The sequence below is a fragment of the Kocuria sp. CPCC 204721 genome (assembly GCF_040980945.1).
GTDB lineage: Bacteria > Actinomycetota > Actinomycetes > Actinomycetales > Micrococcaceae > Kocuria > Kocuria marina.
Genome location: NZ_JAVKPO010000001.1, coordinates 457008 through 477357, shown reverse-complemented (window position 1 = coordinate 477357; position 20350 = coordinate 457008). Strand labels below are relative to the sequence as shown.

The following is a 20350-nucleotide window of genomic DNA, read 5'->3' as shown; positions in this document are numbered from 1 at the left end:
CTTCGAGGCGTGCCCGGTTGGCGGTGAGGTCGGCGAACTCCTGATCCCGACCGGCGCTCTGCTCATCGAACGCGGCATCGACTTCGGCGGCGAGGTGTCGGTAGTCGGCCTCGCTGATCGTGATATCGCGGTAGGAGTCCTCAACCAGCCGCTCGGCAACCTGGACGGGCACAGCGCGGCGGGTGCAATTCGTCTTCTTCGCTGCACGGCCCGAGCAGATGAAGTAGGCGTACGTGGTGCCGCGCGGGTTCGTCGCGAAGTCGAGCAGCATCCGCGACCCGCAACTGCCGCAGTGCAGCAACCTCTTCAGATGGTGCGCGTGCTGGACGTGCCGCGTCATCCTCGCGTTGCGCGCCTTCAGCAGCGATTGCACCTGATGGAACAGCGCGGGCTCGATCAACGGCTCATGCGCGCCGGGATGCAATGCTCCCTTGTAGCGGATCACCCCGGCGTAGTACGGGTTTGTGAGCAGCTTGTAGAGCGTGTTCTTCCCCAACGGCTTTGGCGGTCGTTTCGGCGTCGGCACGGTCGTCAGGCCGCGCGCAGTGAGGTCACGCAACAGCCCGGTGACGGAGGTCTCTCCCTTGGCGTAGGTCTCGAACGCCCACCGAATCAGCGGTGCGCGTTCGGGATCGACCTCGACGGTGCGAATCTCGCGGCCTTGATCGTCGGTACGGCGCACGTTGAGGTACCCGACCGGGGCGCGCATCGGCGTGCCGCCTTGTGCGAGCTTCTGTGTCAGTTCTTTGGTGACCTCGGTGGCGAGGTTGCGGCTGTAGAACTCCGCAATGGACGACATGATGCCGTGCACCAGCATCCCCGACGGCGTCTGGTCGATGGACTCCGTCGCCGACACCAAGGTGACGCCTGCGGCGAGGAGAGCTTCGTGAATCTTCACGTCATCCGCGCGGTTGCGGGCGAGCCGATCAAGCTTGTGCACGATACAGAAGGTCACCCGGGTTGCGGTGATGAACGCGGGCAACTCCTGCAACCCGTCGCGATCCGCCGACCGCGCCGACTCCCCAGCGTCCACGAACTCCCGCACGACCCGCGCACCCAGTTCTGCGGCCTTCCGAGCGTTGGCCTCGCGCTGCGCGGGGATCGAAAAGCCCTCGTCGGTGCCGCCGCGCTCGGCCTGCTCCCGCGTCGAGACACGCAGGTAGGACACCGCGAGCAGCGCAGGGGCCTCAACTGTGGCGTCACCCGACCCGGATGCGACGCTGGTGACGATGCTCATGGTTGGCCTCCTTGCCGGAGTGGTGCTTGGTCTCGATTCTCTCGCGCACCCCTGACAAACCGAAGGCCGAAGGTGACTCCGCGAGGCCGTCAGGCGGTGGGAGGCCGAAGGGATCGGCTTCGCCAGCGACCCAGGCTCGATGTCGAGCGTCGGCGATGCCGAGTACCCACTCGATGAGCTTGCCCAGGTCAGGATCATCCCGCCGCGTCACCCGCAGCCGCCGATTCCTCGCCTCGTCAACCATGAAAGACAGGTGCACGCCCGCCCGCACGATGCACGAAAACTCGCTCCACGATCGTTCCTCACAGAGACGACACGCGTCTTGCACATCGAGGATTCGCTACTTACGTCGGTGACGAAACCGATGTACCGTAGAACATGGCCCTCAAACGCTACGACCCCGACGAGGCGGAGTTCGACGCCCGCTACCAGCGATGGCTCGCCGCCCTCGAATCCGGCGACGAAGACGAACTCCTCGAAGCCACCGCGGCGATCCCCACCCTGAACGGCCAGGTACTCGACAGGTTCTTCGCCGCGCCGAGCGACGAACTTGGAAGGCCTGGGCAGAGGGCGATGGAGCAACGCCTGATCGTGCTCCTAAGCGAGCTTCGCCCACACGAAGCGGCCCGGCTCCGTGAACTGCACAAGGCCAGACAACGGCGTCTTGACCGCACGACCCGAATCGGCCGCTCCGTGGAGCTGCCGACGAAGTGCGCCCGCTGCGGCGGCAAGCTCAAGGCTGTGAAGCCGGCGGGCAGGCCGCGCATCTACTGCTCCCCGGCTTGCCGCAAGGCTGCGTATGAAGACCGCCGAGCCCATCGCGACGGTGCAGTGCAGGTTCAGGTCGTGGAGCGCGTCGTCACTGAGGTCAGAGAGCGCCGCATCGATGTGCCCCACCCGCGAAGTGAGTGCATCCGCGAGGTCTTCGCCAACGACGACGCGCTTGTGAACGTGATCTGGGCACTCATCGAAGCTGTCCGAGGCGGCGACGACCCGGCCTTCAGCCCAGACCAGCCGAGGTTCTGGGACCTCTACAACAACGTCGAAGTGCTCTACGAGGCCCTGGTCAAGCGTGCTGCAAGCTACGAGCCACCCGACCCTGCCGAGCCAGCTAATGAGGAACCCTGGTTGGCGACCAACGTCCGACGCAACATGCAACGCTTCACCCGACGGGACCCGGAGGAACCTCCTCGTGTGCCGTAGTCTTGCGCGTGACGACCGATCACGTTTGGTTACTGTTCCGGTTTCAGCACTGGTAGGATCGTTGGTGTGAGGGAGCGAGAGATTTACCCGAGCGCACCTATCGTTCTGATGGCGATCGAGGTGCGGCACCCGCTGTGCGAGCCACTTGACCGCAAACAGGTCACGGAGGTGTCCGCGCGGATCAAGCAGCTGCTTCCCCTGCCGAGTGAGATGAACGAGGTCTCCGTCACCGTGCAGGCAGGGCCGGACGGTCCGCCCACGCAGCAGCAGGTCGTCAGCAGCTTCCCGAGGTGGACGAGCCGCGACAAACGGACTGCATTGTCGGTCCGCGCGGACAGCCTCGTGATCGAGACCACCGACTACGGCAGCTACGACAGGATGCGTGAATTGCTCGATGTCGTGCTCCAGACCCGCCTGGCCGTTGCGGCCCCGGTCGGAGTCGAGCGGATCGGTCTCCGGTACATCGACGAGATCAGGGTTCCCGCCGAGAACGGTGGCAGCGCGCCAGACTGGGATCAGTGGGTGGATGCTTCGCTGCTCGGCCCCGCGCATGTCGGTGCGGAGTTGGGGCTTGCGCCGGTGGTGAACGAAGGTGTCTTCGTGTTTTCCGGTGGCAGTGATCATGCGCTGGTGCTGAGGTACGGGGCGCAGAGCGACTACGCCGTGCAATCGACTCCCGAGTTGCGCCGTCCGTTGCCTCCTCCTGGGCCACTGTTCAAGCTGGACATCGACAGTTTTTGGCAGGCAGCCGACGAGGTGCCCGAGTTCGACGCAGAGGTCATCCTGCGCCAGGCAGACGCACTGCACGAACCCGTGCGTGGAGTCTTTGAGAGCGTGATCACGGATCGACTACGAGAGGAAGTGTTGCGAAATGACTGACACCTTGGTGCGGAACGCCGCTGTCGAGTCGGCGCTGGGCACGCGTGCCACCGCGGGCGACTCCACCTTCACTCGGAATCTGACGGAGACTCGACTCACGCCTCCCCGTCTGACGACGGAAGTCGGTGGGATTCGGAGCGTGGCTCGCGCCCTCCACAATGATGTTGACGACCTCCACAAGCGTACTCACGAGGATGAGTGGCGGACGGCGGCAGCTGAGCGCGGCCGGGCCAGTGTGATGTCGATGCTCACGGAGCTTGCTGATCTCGGGTTCGCGTGGCGTGACATCGCACGGATGGTCGGCGTGAGCGTGCCCGCCGTGCAGAAGTGGCGAAAGGGAGAGAAGGCGTCGGGTGACAGCCGCATTCGGATTGCGAGCCTGCTTGCCGCGTGCGACTTGATCACAAGTCACTACATGGTCGACGAGATCGCCTCCTGGTTCGAGATGCCGCTCTCCCCGTCTGCCCCTGTCACGCCCATCGTGCTCTACGCCGCCAATCGCGCTGACCTCGTGTTCGAGTTCGCGACCGGTCACGTGGACCCCGAAGCATTGCTGTCGGAGTTCGATCCCGACTGGCGCGAACGGTACCGATCAGACTTCGAGGTCTTCGAAGCGGGCGACGGCAACCGATCGATCCGCATGAAGGGCTGATCTTGAGCCACGACCTCGAATCCCCGTACGTAGAGGGTGTCCCGGACTGGGATGCCCTCTACCGTGCGCGTGGCGACGAGATCTCGACGACCCGACCCATCTTCACCGGTGACGTGTTCACCGGCGTGCAACTCCCGGGGTCAACAGGTAGGACGAAAGCGCGTTCCGTTGTCGTCCTCCAACATCCCTGCTCCATGCGGACGAACGGCGTCGACCTTGCCTGGCAGGTCCTTGTTGCCGAGGTGACAAATCGCAAGGAGATCGACGAGCCGGGTTGGGTGGGCGGCAACTACAACCTGATGCCGCTGCCTGATATCCGTCCCGACGTAGTGAGCCAGAGCCAGCACCAGGCGGCGAACTTCGACAACCTCTATACGGTGGCGCCTGACCTGCTGGCCTCGCGAGTCGCCTCTCTGTCGCCGTTCGGAGTGAATCTCCTTCTTCAGCGTTGGGTGCACTACAGCTCGCGTGTCGTGGTTCCCACGCACACGTTCCACGAGCAGACCGCTGCTTTCTATGAGGAAACGGATCTGATTGAGGAGTGGTGCGACGAGGCGATCGGCGCCGATCTTCGGGCGGCGACTCAGGCTTGCATGGATTGGCTGCGCGCCGATCGGGATGGCTCCACCCATCAGGAGCTGCTGAAGAACCCGCAGTCCCACAGCATGATCCGCCGCGCGATGCGCCAGGAACTGAGAGAACGGAACCGCGTTTGAGAACGACAGACCTCGCCAAGGTGCGCGCCACCCTGTGGGCCGCGGCCGACGAGCTACGCGCGAACTCGAAGCTGACACCGGTGCAGTACCGCGACCCGGTGCTCGGGCTGGTCTTTCTCGCCTACGCCGAGAACCGCTTCGAAGCGATCCGAGCAGATGTCGAGTCGCGGGCATCCGCACGGAACCCCGCGACCGTCGCCGACTACAAGGCGAAGTCCGTACTCTACGTTCCAGACGAGTCGAGGCTGTCATACCTGGTCGGGCTTCCTGAGGGCGATGACATCGGCAAGGCCGTGGATAACGCAATCAAGGCCATCGAGGCCACCAACCCCGAACTGAAAGACATCCTGCCCCGCGGCTACCAGAAGCTGGAACGCCCGACGCTGATCGAGCTGCTCCGCCTCTTCGCACCACTGCCGATGCAGCTCGAAGGCGACGCGTTCGGGTTCATCTACGAGGACTTTCTCTCCAACTTCGCCGCCCAGGAGGGCAAGGGCGGCGGCGAGTACTTCACGCCCTACTCGATCGTTCGGCTGATCGTCGAGATTCTGGAACCCTTCCAAGGCCGCGTGTTCGACCCGGCCTGTGGCTCGGGCGGCATGTTCGTGCAATGCGCGAAATTCGTCGAACACCACCACGAATCTGCGACCCGCAAGCTCTCGGTCTTCGGAACCGAGAAGACCGAAGACACCGTGCCACTGGCCAAGATGAACCTCGCCCTCCACGGGCTCTCTGGCGACATCCGCCAGGCAAACAGCTACTACGAAGACCCCCATCGCGCGGTCGGCGCGTTCGACTACGTGATGGCCAACCCGCCGTTCAACGTCGACAAGATCAAGAAGGAACAGCTCACCGGCGACAGACGCTTTCCCTTCGGCCTGCCCAAGGCTGACAACGGCAACTACCTCTGGATTCAGCAGTTCTACGCAGCCCTCGCACCGACGGGTCGCGCCGGGTTCGTCATGGCGAACAGCGCGGGCGATGCCGGACACTCCGAGAAGGACCTGCGCAAGCAGCTCGTCGAGTCGGGCGCGGTCGATGTGATGATCGCCATCGGCTCCAACTTCTTCTACACCGTCACCCTGCCGGTGACGTTGTGGTTCCTCGACAAGGCCAAGCTCGGCACCCCACGCGAAGACACGGTGCTGTTCATCGACGCCCGGCAAATCTACAACCAGATCGACCGCGCTCACCGGGACTTCACACCCGAACAGATCGAGTTCCTCGCCAACGTCGTCCGCCTCTACCGGGGCGAAGAGGTCGAGACCGTAGCGGGTAGCGAGGCGCTGCTGGCCGAGAACTTCCCCATCGGGCGGTACGTGGATGTCGCGGGGCTCTGCAAAGTCACCACTCGCGCTGAGATCGAAGCCCAGGGGTGGAGCCTCAACCCCGGCCGCTACACCGGCTCAGCCGCGGTCGAGGAGGATGACCAGGACTTTGTGGCCAAGCTCGAAGAGTTGTATGAGGAGTTCACGCTCCTGAGCAATGAGGCCGATAACCTCCGGGTCAAGGTCGACGCCGCCCTCAAAGGGATTCTCGACGTATGAGCGGCTGGCGAGAAGTTGAACTCGGCCGCGGGCTGCGCGTGAAGCACGGATGGGCCTTCAAGGGTGAGTACTTCCGGGACGCCGGGGAGCAGATCGTCCTGACTCCGGGCAACTTCCATGACGGGGGTGGCTTCAAGCCGAAGAACGGCACTGAGAAGTTCTACGACGGCACCTACCCCGAGCAGTTTCTACTCAAACGAGGCGATGTCGTGACTGCGATGACTGAGCAGGCGCAGGGCCTCCTGGGGAGCACGGCAACCATTCCGAAGGACGACACCTACCTGCACAATCAGCGAATTGGGCTGATTGAGATCACTGACCCGGAGGTGCTCGACCTCCGGTACGTCTATCACCTAATGAACGCAGCCGTCGTGCGTCGGCAGCTTTATGCGACGGCAACGGGCGCGAAGGTACGACACACTGCCCCGGAACGTATCCAGTCCGTACAGGTCGAGGTTCCCGACATACTGACCCAGCGGGTAATCGCTGAGCTACTCGACGGGATCGATGACCTGATCGAGAACAACCGGCGGCGGGTGGCGGTGCTGGAGGAGATGGCGAGGACCATCTACCGCGAGTGGTTCGTGAAGTTCCGCTACCCCGGCCACGAGGACGTCCCCCTGGTCGACTCCGCCCTTGGCCCGATCCCCGAGGGGTGGGAGGTGCAGCCCCTCGCTGCGATCGCGAAGGTCAACCAGACGTCGCGCAAGCCCAGACCAGATGAAGTGTTCCGGTACCTCGACATAGCGGCGCTCGCGGAACGCGAGGTTGGTGAGTTGGACGCGGTCGAAGGCGCGGATGCGCCCGGTCGAGCGCGGCGAGTCATCAAGCCTGGTGACACCGTTTGGGCGACGGTACGACCGAATCGCAGAGCCCATGCCTTGGTCGTTGCCCCGGGAGAGGACTGGATCGCCTCTACAGGCCTGGCTGTCCTATCCCCGACGACTGTTTCCTCGGCATTCTTGTTCGAGGCAACCTCGACGACGACCTTCTCTGACTGGCTCATTGGGCGCGCCACTGGCTCGGCGTACCCAGCGGTTCGTGCTGTCGACTTCGAGGAAGCGACAGTCGCCGTGCCGAATGCCTCGATTGACGCAGCCTTCGCCGAGAAGGTGGCTCCGATGCACGAGCTGAGCTGGAAGTTGCGCGCTGAATGCTCCGCGTTGGCTGGCCTGCGCGACCTACTCCTGCCGAAGCTCGTCACCGGTCAGATCGACATATCGTCGCTCAACCTTGACGTACTGATGGAGGAGCGGGTGGCGTCATGACACCGATCGGCCCTGAGTATTCCTACGTTGAGAAGCCCAGCATGGAGTTGTTGGGGCAACTCGGCTGGGCGCAGATCGACGCGTTCCAGGAGACGCTGGGCCCCCAGGGCACGCTCGGGCGTGACTCCCAGCACGACGTGGTGCTCACCCACCGCCTGCGGTTCGCGATGCGCAAGCTCAACGACGCCCAGGTTCCCGACACGTCGATCAACGAGGCCATTGAGGTGCTCACCAAGGATCGCTCCGTCATGAATCAGGTGCGTGCGAACCGTGAGGTCTACGACCTGCTGCGTGACGGCTACCGTGCAGAGTGGACAGATGATCACGGTGAGAAGCGCACCGAGACGCTGCGCTACCTCGACCTGAAGAACCCCTCCGATAACGATCTGTTGGCGGTACAGCAGATGTGGGTCAAGGGCCACTTGCACTCCCGCCGTCTCGATGTCGCTCTGTTCGTCAACGGTGTGCCTTTGGTGTTGATGGAGTTCAAGGAGCCGGGCGTCGCGTTAAAGTCGGCGTACGACGACAACCTGACCGACTACCGCGACACCATTCCGCAGTTGTTCATCCCGAACTGCTTTGTGCTGCTCTCCAACGGCAGTGAGGCGAAGGTCGGGGCGACGTACTCGCCGTGGGAGTTCTTCGGCGACTGGAAGGTTATCGACGCCGCGGGTACTCGTGGCGCGGTCGCTTTGGAGACCGCACTCCGGGGTACATGTGACCCTGCGATCCTGCTCGACCTGTTTGAGAACTTCCTCGCGTACCTGGAGCGTCCGGGCGGTCTCATCAAGAACGTCGCCCGCTCGCACCAGTACCTCGGTGTGAACGCAGCCATCGAGAACCTGCGCCGGGCTCGTGCCGAGCAGGACAAGCGACTCGGTGTGTTTTGGCACACCCAGGGTTCGGGCAAGTCGCTGTCGATGCTGTGGTTCACGCAGAAGGTGCTGCGTCAGATCGCTGGCAAGTGGACGTTCGTGATGGTCACCGACCGCACCGAGCTCGATACCCAGCTTCACGGTGAGTTCGCTGATGCCGGGGCAGTTCCGCCTGAGGCGCGGGTTCACGCGGCATCCATCGCTCATCTTCGCGAGCTGCTGGCCGCCGATCACCGCTACGTGTTCACGCTGATCCAGAAGTTCCAGCCGTCCAAGGCTGCGGGCGAGCGGGAGATGCCTGTGCTCTCGGAGCGCTCGGACATCATCGTCATCACCGACGAGGCGCACCGCAGTCAATACGACACCCTGGCGTTGAACATGCGCCGGGCACTGCCGAACGCGTCGATGATGGGCTTCACCGGCACGCCGCTGATCGCGGGTGAAGAGCAGGCGACCCGGGAGCAGTTCGGCGAGTACGTCAGCATCTACAACTTCCGCGATGCCATCGAAGACGGCGCGACCGTGCCGCTCTATTACGAGAACCGCATCCCTGAGCTGCAACTGGTTAACGAGAACTTCTCCGACGAACTTGACTCACTCCTCGAAGCAGCCGAGTTGGATGAAGACGCCGAGGGCGCGTTGGCGCGCGAGTTCAGCACGCAGTACACCCTGTTGACCCGCCCAGAGCGACTGAAGACCATCGCATCTGATCTGGTGCGGCACTTCGTCGGGCGAGGGTTCGCGGGCAAGGCGATGTACGTCGGCCTCGACAAGGCCGCCGCCGTGCGCATGTTTGCCCTGGTGCAGGAGGCGTGGGCGGAGCACCTGGCCGAACTGCGCGCCGAGCACGACGCGCTACCTGAGCTGGAGCGCCCCTGGCTCGCCTCACGCATCGAGTTGATGGAGACCACCGATATGGCGGTGGTCGTCTCGCAGAGCCAGAACGAGCTGAAGACGCTCGACGACCAGGGCCTCGACATCCGCCCCCATCGCGAGCGTATGAACCGCGAAGACCTCGCCGAGAAGTTCAAAGACGCCGCCGACCCTTTGCGGCTCGTCTTCGTCTGCGCCATGTGGATGACCGGCTTTGATGCCCCGAGCGTCTCGACGGTCTATCTCGACCGTCCGATGAAGAACCACACCCTGATGCAGACCATTGCCCGCGCCAACCGCGTCTTCCCTGAGAAGGACAACGGCCTCATCGTTGACTATGTCGGCGTCTTCAGGAACCTGGAGAAGGCGCTCGCAATCTACGGGGCCGCAAGTGCGGGTGAGTCGCCCATCGAGATCATCGACGCACTCGCGGGCGAGTTGGACGCTGCGGTGGCCGAGCTGACCTCGTTCTGTGCGAATGCCGGTGTTGACCTCCTGGCGATGCGCGACGCGGAAGGCTTCGACCACATCGCCAAGCGCGACGCTGCGGTCGAGGCGCTGCTGGTCGATGAGGAGACCCGCAACGACTTCACCGGTAAGGCGCGGCAAGTGCGCAAGGTCTTCAAAGCGCTCCTGCCGAACCCGAAGGCCGGAGCCCAGCAGCGCACCGTCGCCGCGATCCGGGTGCTCCACGAGCGCATCGTCGAAGTCACACGCCCGCCCGAGGCTGACATCTCGGCAGTATCCGACGCGGTTGACGCGCTACTCGACCGTTCGGTCGGTGCGGAGGAGTACGTCATCCGGGCCGCAGCCGAAGGCACCAACCCCGACCCGCTGATTGACCTGTCGCTCATCGACTTCGACGGACTCGCCGCCAAATTCGCAGGCCGGCGGCGCGCCGAAACCGATCGCCTCGCGCAGGTGCTCCGGCAGCAGGCGATCGGGGCCGCTCTGCGGAACCCCACGCGCTACGAGCTTGTCGAACGCATTGAACAGCTCATCGAGGACTACAACGCAGGCAGCGTGAACATCGACGAGTACCTGCGTCGTCTCATCGAACTGTCCCAGACACTGACCACCGAGGAAGAACGGGCCGTTCGAGAGGGCATGACTGAGGAAGAGCTCGCGATTTTTGACCTGCTGACTCAGCCGGACCCCGTCCTGACCGCCGCAGAGCGGGAGACCGTCAAGGCCAGCGCCAAGCAGCTGCTGGAGCACCTCAATGAGAAGCTCGTGCAGGACTGGCGGCGCAAAGTTGCCACTACGAACGACGTCAACAGTACGATCCGTCGCGTCCTCGATCAGAGCCTGCCCGAGGTGCCGTACACCGTCGACATCTTCCACACCAAGGTGCAGTTGGTCTTCGACCACGTCCTCACCGCCTATGGCGACAACGGTGAGAGCGCCTATTCGCCCCGCATCGACTTCAGCTACCCAGGCGAACACGTGCAGATCGAGTACGGCGGCCCGATCGACGTGAACAAGGTCGCTGACGATGTCGTTGCCCGCATCCACGCCGATCCAGCGTTTGCGGCCCAGGTTGCGGCGCAATTGCAGCCGGAGCGTCCCATGCCAGGTAGAGAGGGTGGCCATGCGTACCGTTGAAACGGTTGCAGATCAGCTGTTCTTCACGACGGTCTATATTGAGGCTGCCGCGCCAGGAGGCGTCTCAACAGGTACAGGATTCGTGGTCAGCTACCACACCCCCGAGGGCATCCTTCCGATCCTTACCACGAACAAGCACGTGCTCGGGGACTTCTCAGAGATCACCTTCAGGATGGTGGCGGCAGAGACCGGCGCGCCCAGCAAACACGCTACCCAGATCACAGTGTCCGGTGTCGTCCCTGGGCAAACTTGGATCGGGCACCCTGATCCCAATGTGGACATCGCGGTTATGCCGTTCGGAGAAGTCATGACGGCCATGGCGAACAACGGTGCGCCGCCTTATTTTCGGGCGTTCGATCCCGAGAACTTCTTGACCCAGGAGCAAGCCGACGAGCTTGACGGTATCGAGCAAGTCCTTTTTGTGGGATACCCCAACGGCCTGTTCGATACTGCGTCCTGGATGCCAATCGTCCGGCGAGGGCAGACTGCGACCCCAATCTACAACGACTATCGGGGCCAACCGTCGTTCCTTATCGACGCATCTGTGTTTCCGGGATCCAGCGGGAGCCCAGTGGTGATCTACGACAGGGGGATGTATATGACCCGTAGCGGGGCGACGAACATTGGTTCAAGGTTCTATCTCGCAGGCGTCGTCGCTGCTGTGCACACCCGTCAGGTGCTTGGCCAGATCATTCTTACCCAGGGCACACCGGCCGCGACATTCAGCGACATGATCGACCTCGGAATCGTGTACAAGGCCGGAGCCATCCAAGAAACGGTCGACGTACTTGTACAAAGCAAAGGCATCCAGCTTGAGTCTCCGCCGTCAGCGGAAACACTTGCGTGACGTTCGTCTATCGAGTCTTCGTCCAGACGGTTCCCCGGTGGATGCCGAAGCGTTTCGCTAGCGCGCTTACGCTGACACCGTTGGCGCGGGCTGTTCGCATAGCGTCCACTTCCGCCTCCGTCAGCCGTGTTCGAGTGAGTCTCCTTGCCTCCGCCGCCGCCGCGATGAGCGGGTCGTCGGCCTCTCCCTCGGCCTCAATCCCCTCGCGAATCCCTTGATTCCACGCGGAAACAAGCCTCTCCACCCGTGGTCGCCTGTTCCCGCAGCGTTCCATTGCGTCCACATTTTTCTCAGATCCCGTGTCCGGAAGGGCACGGGATCTTTGCTGTCCGCGCGCCGCGCTCCCGATCGATGGAGTCGGGAGCGCGGCCGCCGGACCGTCGCGAACATCTGTGCCCCGTTAAGACATGCGATTCGCCAAGGACATGTCTTTCCGGGACACACGTGCATCGCCACCCATAGCCCCCGGCAGAAGGGCCCCCATGCCCCAGCACCGCAGCTACACGACGAGCGTCGCCAGCGTGTACCCGCACTACGTGACCAAGGCGGGGAAGAAGAGCCGCACCAAGGACGAGGTGAACCAGATCATCTGCTGGCTCACCGGATACTCCCCCGAGCAGCTGCGGAGCCAGCTCGAAAACGACGTCGATTTCCAGACCTTCTTCACCGACGCCCCTGCCATGGACAGCAACCGCTGCCTCATCACGGGTGTGGTCTGCGGCGTGCGCGTCGAGGAGGCCGAGGAACCCCTCCTGCGGGAGATCCGCTACCTGGACGAGCTCGTCGACGAGCTCGCCAAGGACATGGCCATGGAGAAGATCCTCCGAGGCTGACCCGCCGCGCGCGGATACTGTGAGCCCATGAAGATCCTCGTGACCGGCTTCGAGCCCTTCGGTGGAGAGACGGAGAACGCGAGCGGCGTCGCCGTCGACATGCTCCGCGAGGTCGCGCCGAGCGACGGCGTATGCATCGCCACGGCGATCCTCCCCGTCACGTGGTCCGGCGCGGGTCCCGCGCTGCTGCGGGCCGTCGAGGAACACCGGCCCGACGCCGTCGTGGCCGTGGGTGAAGCGGGCGGCCGAACGGCCGTCACCCCTGAGCGGTGGGCCAGGAACCTGGGGCACGGGCGCATCCCGGACAACGACGGCGGGGTCCGCGACGCCGCTCCTCTGGCCGAGGGTCCCGAACGCCTCGAGTCCCGCATTGAACCTTCCGCGCTCGCCCATGCCGTCCGGGACGCGGGCATCCCGGCCGAGGTCTCCGACGACGCAGGCGCTTTCCTATGCAACGCCGTCTTCTGGACCGCGCTGCACCGCACGGATCTGCCCGCCGCGTTCATCCACGTACCCGCGGTCAGGTCGAGAGGATCAGCGGGGATCGGTGCCGAGACCGACCCGGATCACACCCCCGCGGATTCAGCGCTGAGTTTCGACGACCTTACACACGCGCTGGCGGCCGCTGTCCACGCCGTCGCCCTTGAGTCAGGATCGCAGTCGGCCTGAACAGCCCCGGTAGGCCGGATCCACGCCACGGCCCCGAAAGGACCTCAGCATGGTGTCCACATCACGTCCCGCAGCCACCGCGTTCCTTGTGTCCGGCCTTTTCCTTCTGACCTCGTGCAACGGCGACCGGACGTCCGAGCCGACCCGAGCGAAACGGCCGCGGCGTCGTCGTCGTTGGGTGAGCCCCGGACCGTGACCGAAAACTTGGACGCACCGTGGTCCGTTGTCTTCCACGGGGGCACTCCCCTGGTCAGCAAGCGCGACTCAGCCAGGATTCTGGAGCTCGACGACGCCGGGCAGGCTCGCGGGGTGGGCGTCGTTCGCGGCGGCCAGGGCGACACATCGTCCCACGCTTTCCCGCATGCGGTGTGCAGCGATATCATCGCTCTATGGCGATTGAAGTAAGTGAGCTCCCCATGTTGGATGCACGAGCCACCGCCGCGTACGCGCACCTGTTCCAGGCCCTGAGTGAACCGACCCGGCTGGCCGTGGTGCAGCACCTGGCCTCGGGGGAACACCGGGTCCGGGACCTCGTGGAGCACATGGGCCTGGCCCAGTCCACGGTGAGCAAGCACCTGAGCTTCCTCGTGGAGTGCCACCTGATCCAGGCACGGCCGGAGGGGCGCGCCACGTGGTACTCGCTCACCCGCCCCCATGAACTCGCGGCCCTGATCGCAGCCGCGGAACGCATCCTGCACGCCACCGGCACCGACGCGGTGCTGTGCGCTCACCTGCGCCACCCCCCGCAGGGACCCGCCACCGGGACCGCTGCAGTGCGGGGCGGGGCGGCGGCGTCGTCGGGACGGGAGGCCGAGTAATGGGCGCCGGACACGTACACGGGCACACCCACGCGGGGGCCACGGGACACCCGGGGCGACTGCGGGTGGCCTTCGGGTTGACCGCGGGGATGGTCGTGGCCCAGGCGGCGGGGGCGGTGATCACGGGGAGCTTGGCCCTGCTGACCGACACCGTCCACGCCTTGACGGATGCGATCGGGCTGCTCGTCGCGCTCGTCGCGGCGCACCTGATGACGCGCCCGGCCAGTTCCAAGCACACGTGGGGCTTCCGGCGCGTGGAGGTGATCGCGGCCCTCGGCCAGGCCACCCTCCTGCTGGGCGTGGGGATCTTCGCCGCTGTGGAGGGTGTCCGGCGGCTCGTGGAACCGCGCGAGGTACCGCCCACGGAGCTGTTGGTCTTCGGCGCCGCGGGGTTGGCGTGCAACGTGGTGGCCATCCTGGTGCTGTCCTCGAGTCGGGAGAGCAACTTCAACATGCGTGCCGCGTTCCTGGAGGTCGTCAACGACGCCCTGGGCTCGCTGGGCGTGATCGTGGCCGCCGTGGTGATCGCGACCACCGGGTTCCAGCGCGCGGACACCGTGGCGGCACTGTTCATCGCCGCGCTCATCCTCCCCCGCGCCGTGCGGATCATGCGCGAGACCGCAGCGGTGCTCATGGAGTTCACGCCGCGCGGCCTGGATCTGGACCTGTTCCGCGAGCACATCATGGCCCTGCACCACGTGGTGGACGTGCACGACGTTCACGCCTCCACGGTCGCCACGGGCCTTCCCACCATCAGCGCGCACGTGGTCGTGGAGGACGAGTGCTTCCAGGATGGGCATGCGGCAGACTTGCTCCGGGACGTGAAGACGTGTGTCGCGGAGCACTTCGATGTGTCGGTACACCACTCCACGTTCCAGATCGAAACGGCGGACATTCGCGATTCGGAATCCCACGAGGTTTTGCACGCCTGACTCCGCCGCAACGCCCACACCCCGGGAGGACACCATGAGGGAACCCACCAGCACGCTGTTCACGGACGTCGTCGTCTTCGACGGCACGGACTTCCACTCCGGGACCAGGGACGTCCTGGTGCGCGAAGGACGCATCGAGCGGGTGGCCTCGCACGGTGAGATCCAGGCCTCGCAGGACACGCGCACGGTGAACGGTTCGGGACACACGCTCACCCCGGGGTTCATCGACTGCCACGTACACCTGACCGTGAGCAACGCGGGGTCCCTCGCGGGTTTCGCGGAACCGTTCTCCACGCAGTTCTACCGCTCGGTGGACAACATGCGCCGCACGCTCGACGCCGGTGTGACCACCGTGCGCGATGCCGGCGGTGCGGACGCCGGCCTCAAGCATTCCCTGGCCACCGGGCTGGTCCGCGGACCACGCGTGAAACTCTCGGTGAGCATCATGTCCCAGACCGGGGGCCACGGGGACAGCTGGTTGCTCTCGGGTGCGTGCTCACCCATGCTCGCGCCGCACACCGGCCGCCCCGACGGCGTGGCCGACGGTCCCGACGGCGTGCGGCGCAAGGCCCGCGAGATCCTGCGGGCCGGTGCAGACCAGATCAAGATCTGCTCCACGGGCGGTGTGTTGTCCCCCGACGACGATCCGCAGCACTCGCAGTTCGGCCCGGACGAGATCGAGGTCATCGTGGCCGAGGCCCGCGCCCAGGGTGCCTACGTGATGTCCCACGCGCAGGGTGCCCCCGGGATCAAGAACGCCCTGCGCGCCGGAGCACGATCCGTGGAACACGGGATCTTCCTGGACGACGAGGCCATCGAGCTGCTCCTGGAGAACGACGCTTTCCTGGTCCCCACGCTGCAGGCCCCGCTCGCGGTGATCACGGCCCACGAGGCGGGCGTGCCCATGCCCCCGGGCGTGGTCGAGAAGGCCCGCCGCGTGGCGCAAGCCCACAGCGCGTCCGTGGCCAAGGCCCACGACGCTGGCGTGAAGATCGCCATGGGCACGGATGCGGGCGTGGGCACCCACGGCGAGAACCTCGAGGAGATCGAGCTCATGGCGGCCAACGGGATGTCCACGGTGCATGCGTTGCGTGCCGCGACATCCACGGCCGCGCAGCTCATCGAGGAACCGTGCCTGGGCAACCTCGAGCGTGGCGCCACGGCGGATCTGGTCCTACTCCAGGGTGATCTCCACCGCGAGGGCGTCACGCAACTGCGCGGCCGGGTCCGCGGGGTGTGGCAGGCCGGGGAACGGGTGCGCTGAGCGGGGCGCACCGCCCCGGCCCCCGACCGGAACGTCAGGCGCGCGCCAGACGCTCCCACGCGAGTTCGGCGAGGGCCGCGGCCTGGGCGCCGCTCCGCCGGGTCCCTCCTCGCCGGGCTGGACCATGAACACGACGTGGCCCGCCAGGTCGTCCCGGCGAGCGCTCAGCGGTGTGGCCGCGCCCACGAGACCAGCGGTGTGCAGGTCGTGGCCGCACGCGTGCATGTTCCCGTTAGTGATGTCGCGTCGTCCAGGAACGTCACGCGACCTCCTCGGTCCGGGCGAGCGGTTTCAGTCCCCGTCCGCGGGCATCCCCGTGAGTTCTGGTCCCGGCGCGAGCCGGACCGGGCCACGGGCTGTGGTGATGTCCACTGTCTCACCTTTTTGCTGCACCGTGATCTCCCCCACGTCCGCCAGTTCCCGGGCCACCGCCCGCACCCCGGGCATGTCGTCCCGCCATTCTTCCCCACCCAGGGTCCGGGCGACGTCGGACGGGCAGATCGTCGTGCCCGCTCGGTGCCGCAGCAACGCACGGATCGTGGCCGCACGCCGTTCCCGCAGCCCGGACTCCGAGGGGCTCTCCCACCACGGGTCACCTCGCTCCCCCAGCGCGACCTTCGCGTCCTGGACCCGCTCGCGCGCGTGTTCGTCCTTGGACTTCACGGCTCGCCGGGCGCTCATGAGTTCGCGGACGAGTTCCTCCCGGAACTTCTCGGGGATGCACGGGTCCGTGGCGCGCCATGTGCGCCCGTTGACCACGATGTGGTGCCCGTCCGCAGTGCGTTCGGGGCCCGACGACGCCGCGGTCGCCGCGTCTTTCTTTTCCGGGCTCATCGGCGCAGCCCCCCATCCAGTCCCAGGCGGGAGATGAGTTGTTCGTGGCGCGCCAGACCGGCCGTGACCACGGAAGGGTTCCGGGCGTACCAGCGCAGGTGTTCGGCCGCGATGTCCTGTTCCGGGATGTGTTCCCCGTGGATGATCCAGTCGTCGTGCGGACCCCCGATCAAGTCGTCGGGATCGTGACCGAGGACTTCGAGCGTGCTGGCGTAGATCGGTGCGCGGATCCCGCCCAGCAGCACCCGCCTGGGATCGGGGACGGTCGCGCTGAGGCCGGCCTCCGCCAGGATCGCCGCAGCGACCTCCGTGAGCACCCCGTTACCCGGGTGATTGATCACGTGCACGGCATTGGGGCCGGCGGCATCCAGGATCGAGGCGGCATCGAGGGCATGGTGCGCGTCCTGCCGCACTCGCAGCTGTCGCAGCGACTCTTCCCGTGCCGCCCACACTGCCTCCGGGGTCGGGCGGGTCAGCTCCACCGTGGACTCACCCCGGGCCGCGGCGGTCAGCACCCGCAGGTCGTGGTACGGGGCCACGGGAGGGTCCCCCACGCCTGGGGCCCGCACGATCGCGAGCGTGGGCATGAGCGCGGTCCAGCGCATCACCGGGATGCGCACGATCCGGGCGTCGTCGGCCAAGCGCGGGAGGACGTCGTTGTTGCCCAGGGGCAGGCCGCGGTATCCGGCCGCCACGGGCTGGGTCACGAACAGCGAGAGCCGCGGCAGCAGGGTATGCAAGTGGGGCAGGTCCTGCTCGGTCAACTCGTGCACGGGCGGCAAGCGCACCCCGTGCCACTCACCGGCCAGGGCGCCGTGGAGCAGGACGCGCAGGGACTCGGCCTGACAGTTGCCGTACACCGCGAACAGCGGGACGTCGGGGAGCTCGTTGAGCCCGTAGAAGTCCCCGTAGTGCACCCGGCGGCCCGCGATGTGTGCGTCGTTCGTCGGTTCAGTGGTCATGTCCCACCCTGTCCTCGAGTCGTCGTGCGGTGTCCGCGGCGTGGACCGGGACCTGCGGATCGTCCGGGTCCACGTCCACCGGATTCGATTCTGCCCGGTTCACGGCACGCACGGAACGCACCGTGAGCAACCCCGGCACATGAGTTTCCCCGCGCTCGCACCACCGACGCAGGGGCACGTCCAGAGTGAGGGGCGCGTGGACATCGGCGAGGACCACGGCCCGGTCGAGCACGTTCTGCGGTGGTGCACCGATCCGGATCCGGGGGTCCTCGGCGAGCGCGTCCGGGACCTCCGCGCGGTCCACGAACCACACCCCGGCATCCGTGTCGCGCAGGACGTGGGCGGCGGTGAGGTAGGCCTCGGCGGCGTCGTCGTGCCCGTGCACTTGCACGACCGCCCACGGTTGGCCGAACGCGACGCCCGACCCGCGCGTGCTGCGCAGTGGGATCCGCCGGGCGAGGGCGAGGGTTTCGGCGTCCTTGACCGCGCGCGTGGCACTGCGGCCGGCGAAGTCGGGACCGTCGTGCCACGCCCCGGCCCCCGGTACGTGGGTGAAGCGCGCCCCCGCTTGCCAGCAGCGGTACGCCAGGTCCCAGTCCTCGCCGCCGTAGCCCACGAGGGTCTCGTCGAAGCCACCGCAGCGCTCGAAGAGTGCGCGGTCCATTGCGAGCAGCGCGCTGATCACGAGCCGGAAGTCCTCGGTCCCCGCGTCCGCCAGATCCGCCGTGCGGGCGTAGCCGTCCGCGAGCCACACGGGATCCTGCAGCCGACGTGCGCCGGGGACGTCCTCGCCCGCGACCCAGCGCAGCACGGCGGGCACGTTGAGGCCGTCGAGCGCCGCGTGATGGCGAGCGCCCACCGCGAGCGCGCCGTGGCCGTCATCCGCACGGGTGAGCCCGGTGAGCATCGCGGAGACGAACCCCGGCTCGGGGATCATGTCCCCGTCCAGGAACACGAGCACATCACCCCGCGCAGTGCGCGCCCCGAGATTGCGCGCCGCCCCCGCGCGGAAGCCCCGGTCCTCCTGGCGCACCACGGTGCATGTGAACGGGACGGGCGGGATCGCGGGGGCCTCTGCGGAGCCGTCGTCGGCGACCACAACCTCCAACTCTTCTACCGGGTGGTCCTGCTGCGCCACTGCGGCGAGCAGGCGATCCAGGCCGCGCTGGTTCTCGAAGTACGGGACGATGACGCTCATCGACGGCGCGCTCACAGCGCACCTCGCCGAGGTGTGAGTCGATCCCCCGTGATCCGCTCCCATTGCATTGCGGCGGCAGCAGCCGTGCCGGGGACCTGAGTCACATCCCACGCGGCGGGATCGATCCACGTGGCGGCGGGATCCTCGAGTGCGCGAGCAAGCGCCGTCGGGAGGTCATCGGTGAGCGTAAGCGCCCATGGGGCCCGCGCCGCGAGTTCCTCGAAGAACGGGTGGGGCGTCACGAGGGGTTTGCGTCCGCTCGCGATCCACCGGCCTACCGATCCGGAGGCCGAGACGTGGGACGGTGCGACCACCGGGACCGTAACCTCTTGCGCGGCGCGGGTCAGGGCGGCGTCGGGCAGGAATCCCGTGGCGCTGAACGAGTGCCCGAGCGCGCGGGCCGCGGCGTCCAGGGCCGGGACGAGGTCGTCGTGACCGTCCGAGGGGCGGCCCAGTGCCACGACGTCAACCGGGGTACGCACACCTTCGAGGGCCGCGACCACACGGTCGTGGCCCTTGCCCGGATACAGGAAGCCGAGCATCGCCACGCTCGGAGTGCCGTTCGCCGGATGACGTCGCGCGGCCGCCCACTCCCCCGGCTCCGGCGGATCGATGGGCAGCGGGTCCACGAAAACGGCGGTGACATCGGCTGCGACGAACCGCTCGAGCTGGCGACGTTCCGACGCGCTGCTCACGATCACGGTGCGCGCGAGGTCCGCGACGCGCGCATAGGCGGCACGTCGCGCCTCGAAGGCGTGGCCGTCCGACGGCTGGGGAATGTCGTGCAGGGTCACCGAGACGGGCCGGACCCGAGTCAACCGGGCGATCGTGTCCGCGGCGGCCGTGGCGGAATCGCCGAACACGCGGTCGGTGAAGTGCAGGTGCACGGGGGCGTCGTCGCGGAGCAGGTCGGGCAGGAGTTCGTCGACCGTGCCGGACACCGATCGGGCTTCCGGGGTGTGCCGCGCGAGTGCCTCGGCATGCATGCGGACACCGTGCTGGGCCGGGCCCACACAGGCGAGGAGGGGAACTGTCACCGCCCCACTGTATCGACCCGGCCATCCATCCGGCCCCCAACATCTGTGTCCCGGAACAACACGTGGATTCGAGAATCCGTGCATTTTCGGGCCCCAGGTGT

General features: G+C 66.4%; 18 protein-coding genes and 2 pseudogenes. 13 read left to right on the top strand and 7 right to left on the bottom strand.

The window, feature by feature from the left end; genetic code table 11:
• Positions 1 to 142 precede the first annotated feature (142 nt).
• Positions 143 to 1237, bottom strand: a pseudogene (locus RF637_RS02260) (recombinase family protein); the annotation flags it as partial.
• Positions 1200 to 1496: a hypothetical protein gene (locus RF637_RS02255; RefSeq protein ID WP_368844040.1), complete on the bottom strand. Its 297-nt coding sequence runs from the start codon at positions 1494 to 1496 to the stop codon at positions 1200 to 1202. The pseudogene RF637_RS02260 and the gene RF637_RS02255, both read right to left, overlap by 38 nt.
• A gap of 119 nt (positions 1497 to 1615) precedes the next feature.
• Here RF637_RS02255 and RF637_RS02250 point away from each other — a divergent pair, with 119 nt between their 5' ends.
• The 13 genes from RF637_RS02250 to RF637_RS02190 all read left to right on the top strand — a co-directional run bounded on the left by RF637_RS02250 (position 1616) and on the right by RF637_RS02190 (position 16218).
• Positions 1616 to 2440: a hypothetical protein gene (locus RF637_RS02250; protein WP_368844039.1), complete on the top strand. Its 825-nt coding sequence runs from the start codon at positions 1616 to 1618 to the stop codon at positions 2438 to 2440.
• A gap of 66 nt (positions 2441 to 2506) precedes the next feature.
• On the top strand, positions 2507 to 3319 hold the full coding sequence (locus RF637_RS02245) for a TIGR04255 family protein (protein WP_368844038.1): 813 nt from the start codon (positions 2507 to 2509) through the stop codon (positions 3317 to 3319).
• Positions 3312 to 3971 (top strand): hypothetical protein, encoded by a 660-nt coding sequence (locus tag RF637_RS02240; protein WP_368844037.1) that lies wholly within the window; start codon positions 3312 to 3314, stop codon positions 3969 to 3971. Before RF637_RS02245 ends, RF637_RS02240 begins: the two co-directional genes overlap by 8 nt.
• 2 nt (positions 3972 to 3973) lie before the next feature.
• Positions 3974 to 4687: a hypothetical protein gene (locus RF637_RS02235; RefSeq protein ID WP_368844036.1), complete on the top strand. Its 714-nt coding sequence runs from the start codon at positions 3974 to 3976 to the stop codon at positions 4685 to 4687.
• On the top strand, positions 4684 to 6234 hold the full coding sequence (locus RF637_RS02230; protein ID WP_368844035.1) for an N-6 DNA methylase: 1551 nt from the start codon (positions 4684 to 4686) through the stop codon (positions 6232 to 6234). The genes RF637_RS02235 and RF637_RS02230 overlap by 4 nt, the downstream gene beginning before the upstream one ends.
• Positions 6231 to 7502: a restriction endonuclease subunit S gene (locus tag RF637_RS02225; RefSeq protein ID WP_368844034.1), complete on the top strand. Its 1272-nt coding sequence runs from the start codon at positions 6231 to 6233 to the stop codon at positions 7500 to 7502. Before RF637_RS02230 ends, RF637_RS02225 begins: the two co-directional genes overlap by 4 nt.
• Complete coding sequence (locus RF637_RS02220; protein ID WP_368844033.1) at positions 7499 to 10855, top strand: type I restriction endonuclease subunit R; 3357 nt, start codon at positions 7499 to 7501, stop codon at positions 10853 to 10855. The genes RF637_RS02225 and RF637_RS02220 overlap by 4 nt, the downstream gene beginning before the upstream one ends.
• Complete coding sequence (locus RF637_RS02215) at positions 10842 to 11702, top strand: serine protease (RefSeq protein WP_368844032.1); 861 nt, start codon at positions 10842 to 10844, stop codon at positions 11700 to 11702. Before RF637_RS02220 ends, RF637_RS02215 begins: the two co-directional genes overlap by 14 nt.
• 482 nt (positions 11703 to 12184) lie before the next feature.
• On the top strand, positions 12185 to 12535 hold the full coding sequence (locus tag RF637_RS02210; RefSeq protein ID WP_368844031.1) for a DUF2200 domain-containing protein: 351 nt from the start codon (positions 12185 to 12187) through the stop codon (positions 12533 to 12535).
• A 27-nt stretch (positions 12536 to 12562) separates the two neighbouring features.
• A complete protein-coding gene (locus RF637_RS02205) occupies positions 12563 to 13204 on the top strand; it encodes a pyroglutamyl-peptidase I (protein WP_368844030.1) in 642 nt (213 codons plus the stop codon).
• A 389-nt stretch (positions 13205 to 13593) separates the two neighbouring features.
• The gene (locus tag RF637_RS02200) at positions 13594 to 14022 is read left to right on the top strand and encodes an ArsR/SmtB family transcription factor (RefSeq protein ID WP_368844029.1); all 429 of its coding nucleotides are present in this window, start codon (positions 13594 to 13596) and stop codon (positions 14020 to 14022) included.
• A complete protein-coding gene (locus tag RF637_RS02195) occupies positions 14022 to 14954 on the top strand; it encodes a cation diffusion facilitator family transporter (RefSeq protein ID WP_368844028.1) in 933 nt (310 codons plus the stop codon). Before RF637_RS02200 ends, RF637_RS02195 begins: the two co-directional genes overlap by 1 nt.
• Positions 14955 to 14988: 34 nt before the next feature.
• On the top strand, positions 14989 to 16218 hold the full coding sequence (locus RF637_RS02190) for an amidohydrolase family protein (RefSeq protein ID WP_368844027.1): 1230 nt from the start codon (positions 14989 to 14991) through the stop codon (positions 16216 to 16218).
• 90 nt (positions 16219 to 16308) lie between these two features.
• Here RF637_RS02190 and RF637_RS02185 read toward each other — a convergent pair.
• From RF637_RS02185 to RF637_RS02165, 5 genes and pseudogenes are all read right to left on the bottom strand, one after another.
• Positions 16309 to 16443 (bottom strand): annotated as a pseudogene (locus RF637_RS02185) (M20/M25/M40 family metallo-hydrolase); the annotation flags it as partial.
• A 66-nt stretch (positions 16444 to 16509) separates the two neighbouring features.
• A complete protein-coding gene (locus RF637_RS02180; protein ID WP_368844026.1) occupies positions 16510 to 17052 on the bottom strand; it encodes a DUF3253 domain-containing protein in 543 nt (180 codons plus the stop codon).
• Positions 17049 to 18014, bottom strand: coding sequence for a WcbI family polysaccharide biosynthesis putative acetyltransferase (locus RF637_RS02175; protein WP_368844025.1), 966 nt, complete (start codon positions 18012 to 18014; stop codon positions 17049 to 17051). Before RF637_RS02175 ends, RF637_RS02180 begins: the two co-directional genes overlap by 4 nt.
• Entirely contained in the window at positions 18004 to 19227 is a 1224-nt protein-coding gene (locus RF637_RS02170) for a glycosyltransferase family 2 protein (RefSeq protein ID WP_368844024.1), read from the bottom strand. The genes RF637_RS02175 and RF637_RS02170 overlap by 11 nt, the downstream gene beginning before the upstream one ends.
• The gene (locus RF637_RS02165; protein ID WP_368844023.1) at positions 19224 to 20249 is read right to left on the bottom strand and encodes a hypothetical protein; all 1026 of its coding nucleotides are present in this window, start codon (positions 20247 to 20249) and stop codon (positions 19224 to 19226) included. The genes RF637_RS02170 and RF637_RS02165 overlap by 4 nt, the downstream gene beginning before the upstream one ends.
• Positions 20250 to 20350: the final 101 nt, after the last annotated feature.

Excerpts from the sequence above, each read along its gene's own strand:
- RF637_RS02250 (WP_368844039.1), top strand. The coding sequence starts at position 1,616 with ATGGCCCTCAAACGCTACGACCCCGACGAGGCGGAGTTCGACGCCCGC.
- RF637_RS02240 (WP_368844037.1), top strand. The coding sequence starts at position 3,312 with ATGACTGACACCTTGGTGCGGAACGCCGCTGTCGAGTCGGCGCTGGGC.
- RF637_RS02225 (WP_368844034.1), top strand. The coding sequence starts at position 6,231 with ATGAGCGGCTGGCGAGAAGTTGAACTCGGCCGCGGGCTGCGCGTGAAG.
- RF637_RS02220 (WP_368844033.1), top strand. The coding sequence starts at position 7,499 with ATGACACCGATCGGCCCTGAGTATTCCTACGTTGAGAAGCCCAGCATG.
- RF637_RS02215 (WP_368844032.1), top strand. The coding sequence starts at position 10,842 with ATGCGTACCGTTGAAACGGTTGCAGATCAGCTGTTCTTCACGACGGTC.
- RF637_RS02210 (WP_368844031.1), top strand. The coding sequence starts at position 12,185 with ATGCCCCAGCACCGCAGCTACACGACGAGCGTCGCCAGCGTGTACCCG.
- RF637_RS02205 (WP_368844030.1), top strand. The coding sequence starts at position 12,563 with ATGAAGATCCTCGTGACCGGCTTCGAGCCCTTCGGTGGAGAGACGGAG.
- RF637_RS02200 (WP_368844029.1), top strand. The coding sequence starts at position 13,594 with ATGGCGATTGAAGTAAGTGAGCTCCCCATGTTGGATGCACGAGCCACC.
- RF637_RS02195 (WP_368844028.1), top strand. The coding sequence starts at position 14,022 with ATGGGCGCCGGACACGTACACGGGCACACCCACGCGGGGGCCACGGGA.
- RF637_RS02190 (WP_368844027.1), top strand. The coding sequence starts at position 14,989 with ATGAGGGAACCCACCAGCACGCTGTTCACGGACGTCGTCGTCTTCGAC.
- RF637_RS02180 (WP_368844026.1), bottom strand. The coding sequence starts at position 17,052 with ATGAGCCCGGAAAAGAAAGACGCGGCGACCGCGGCGTCGTCGGGCCCC.
- RF637_RS02175 (WP_368844025.1), bottom strand. The coding sequence starts at position 18,014 with ATGACCACTGAACCGACGAACGACGCACACATCGCGGGCCGCCGGGTG.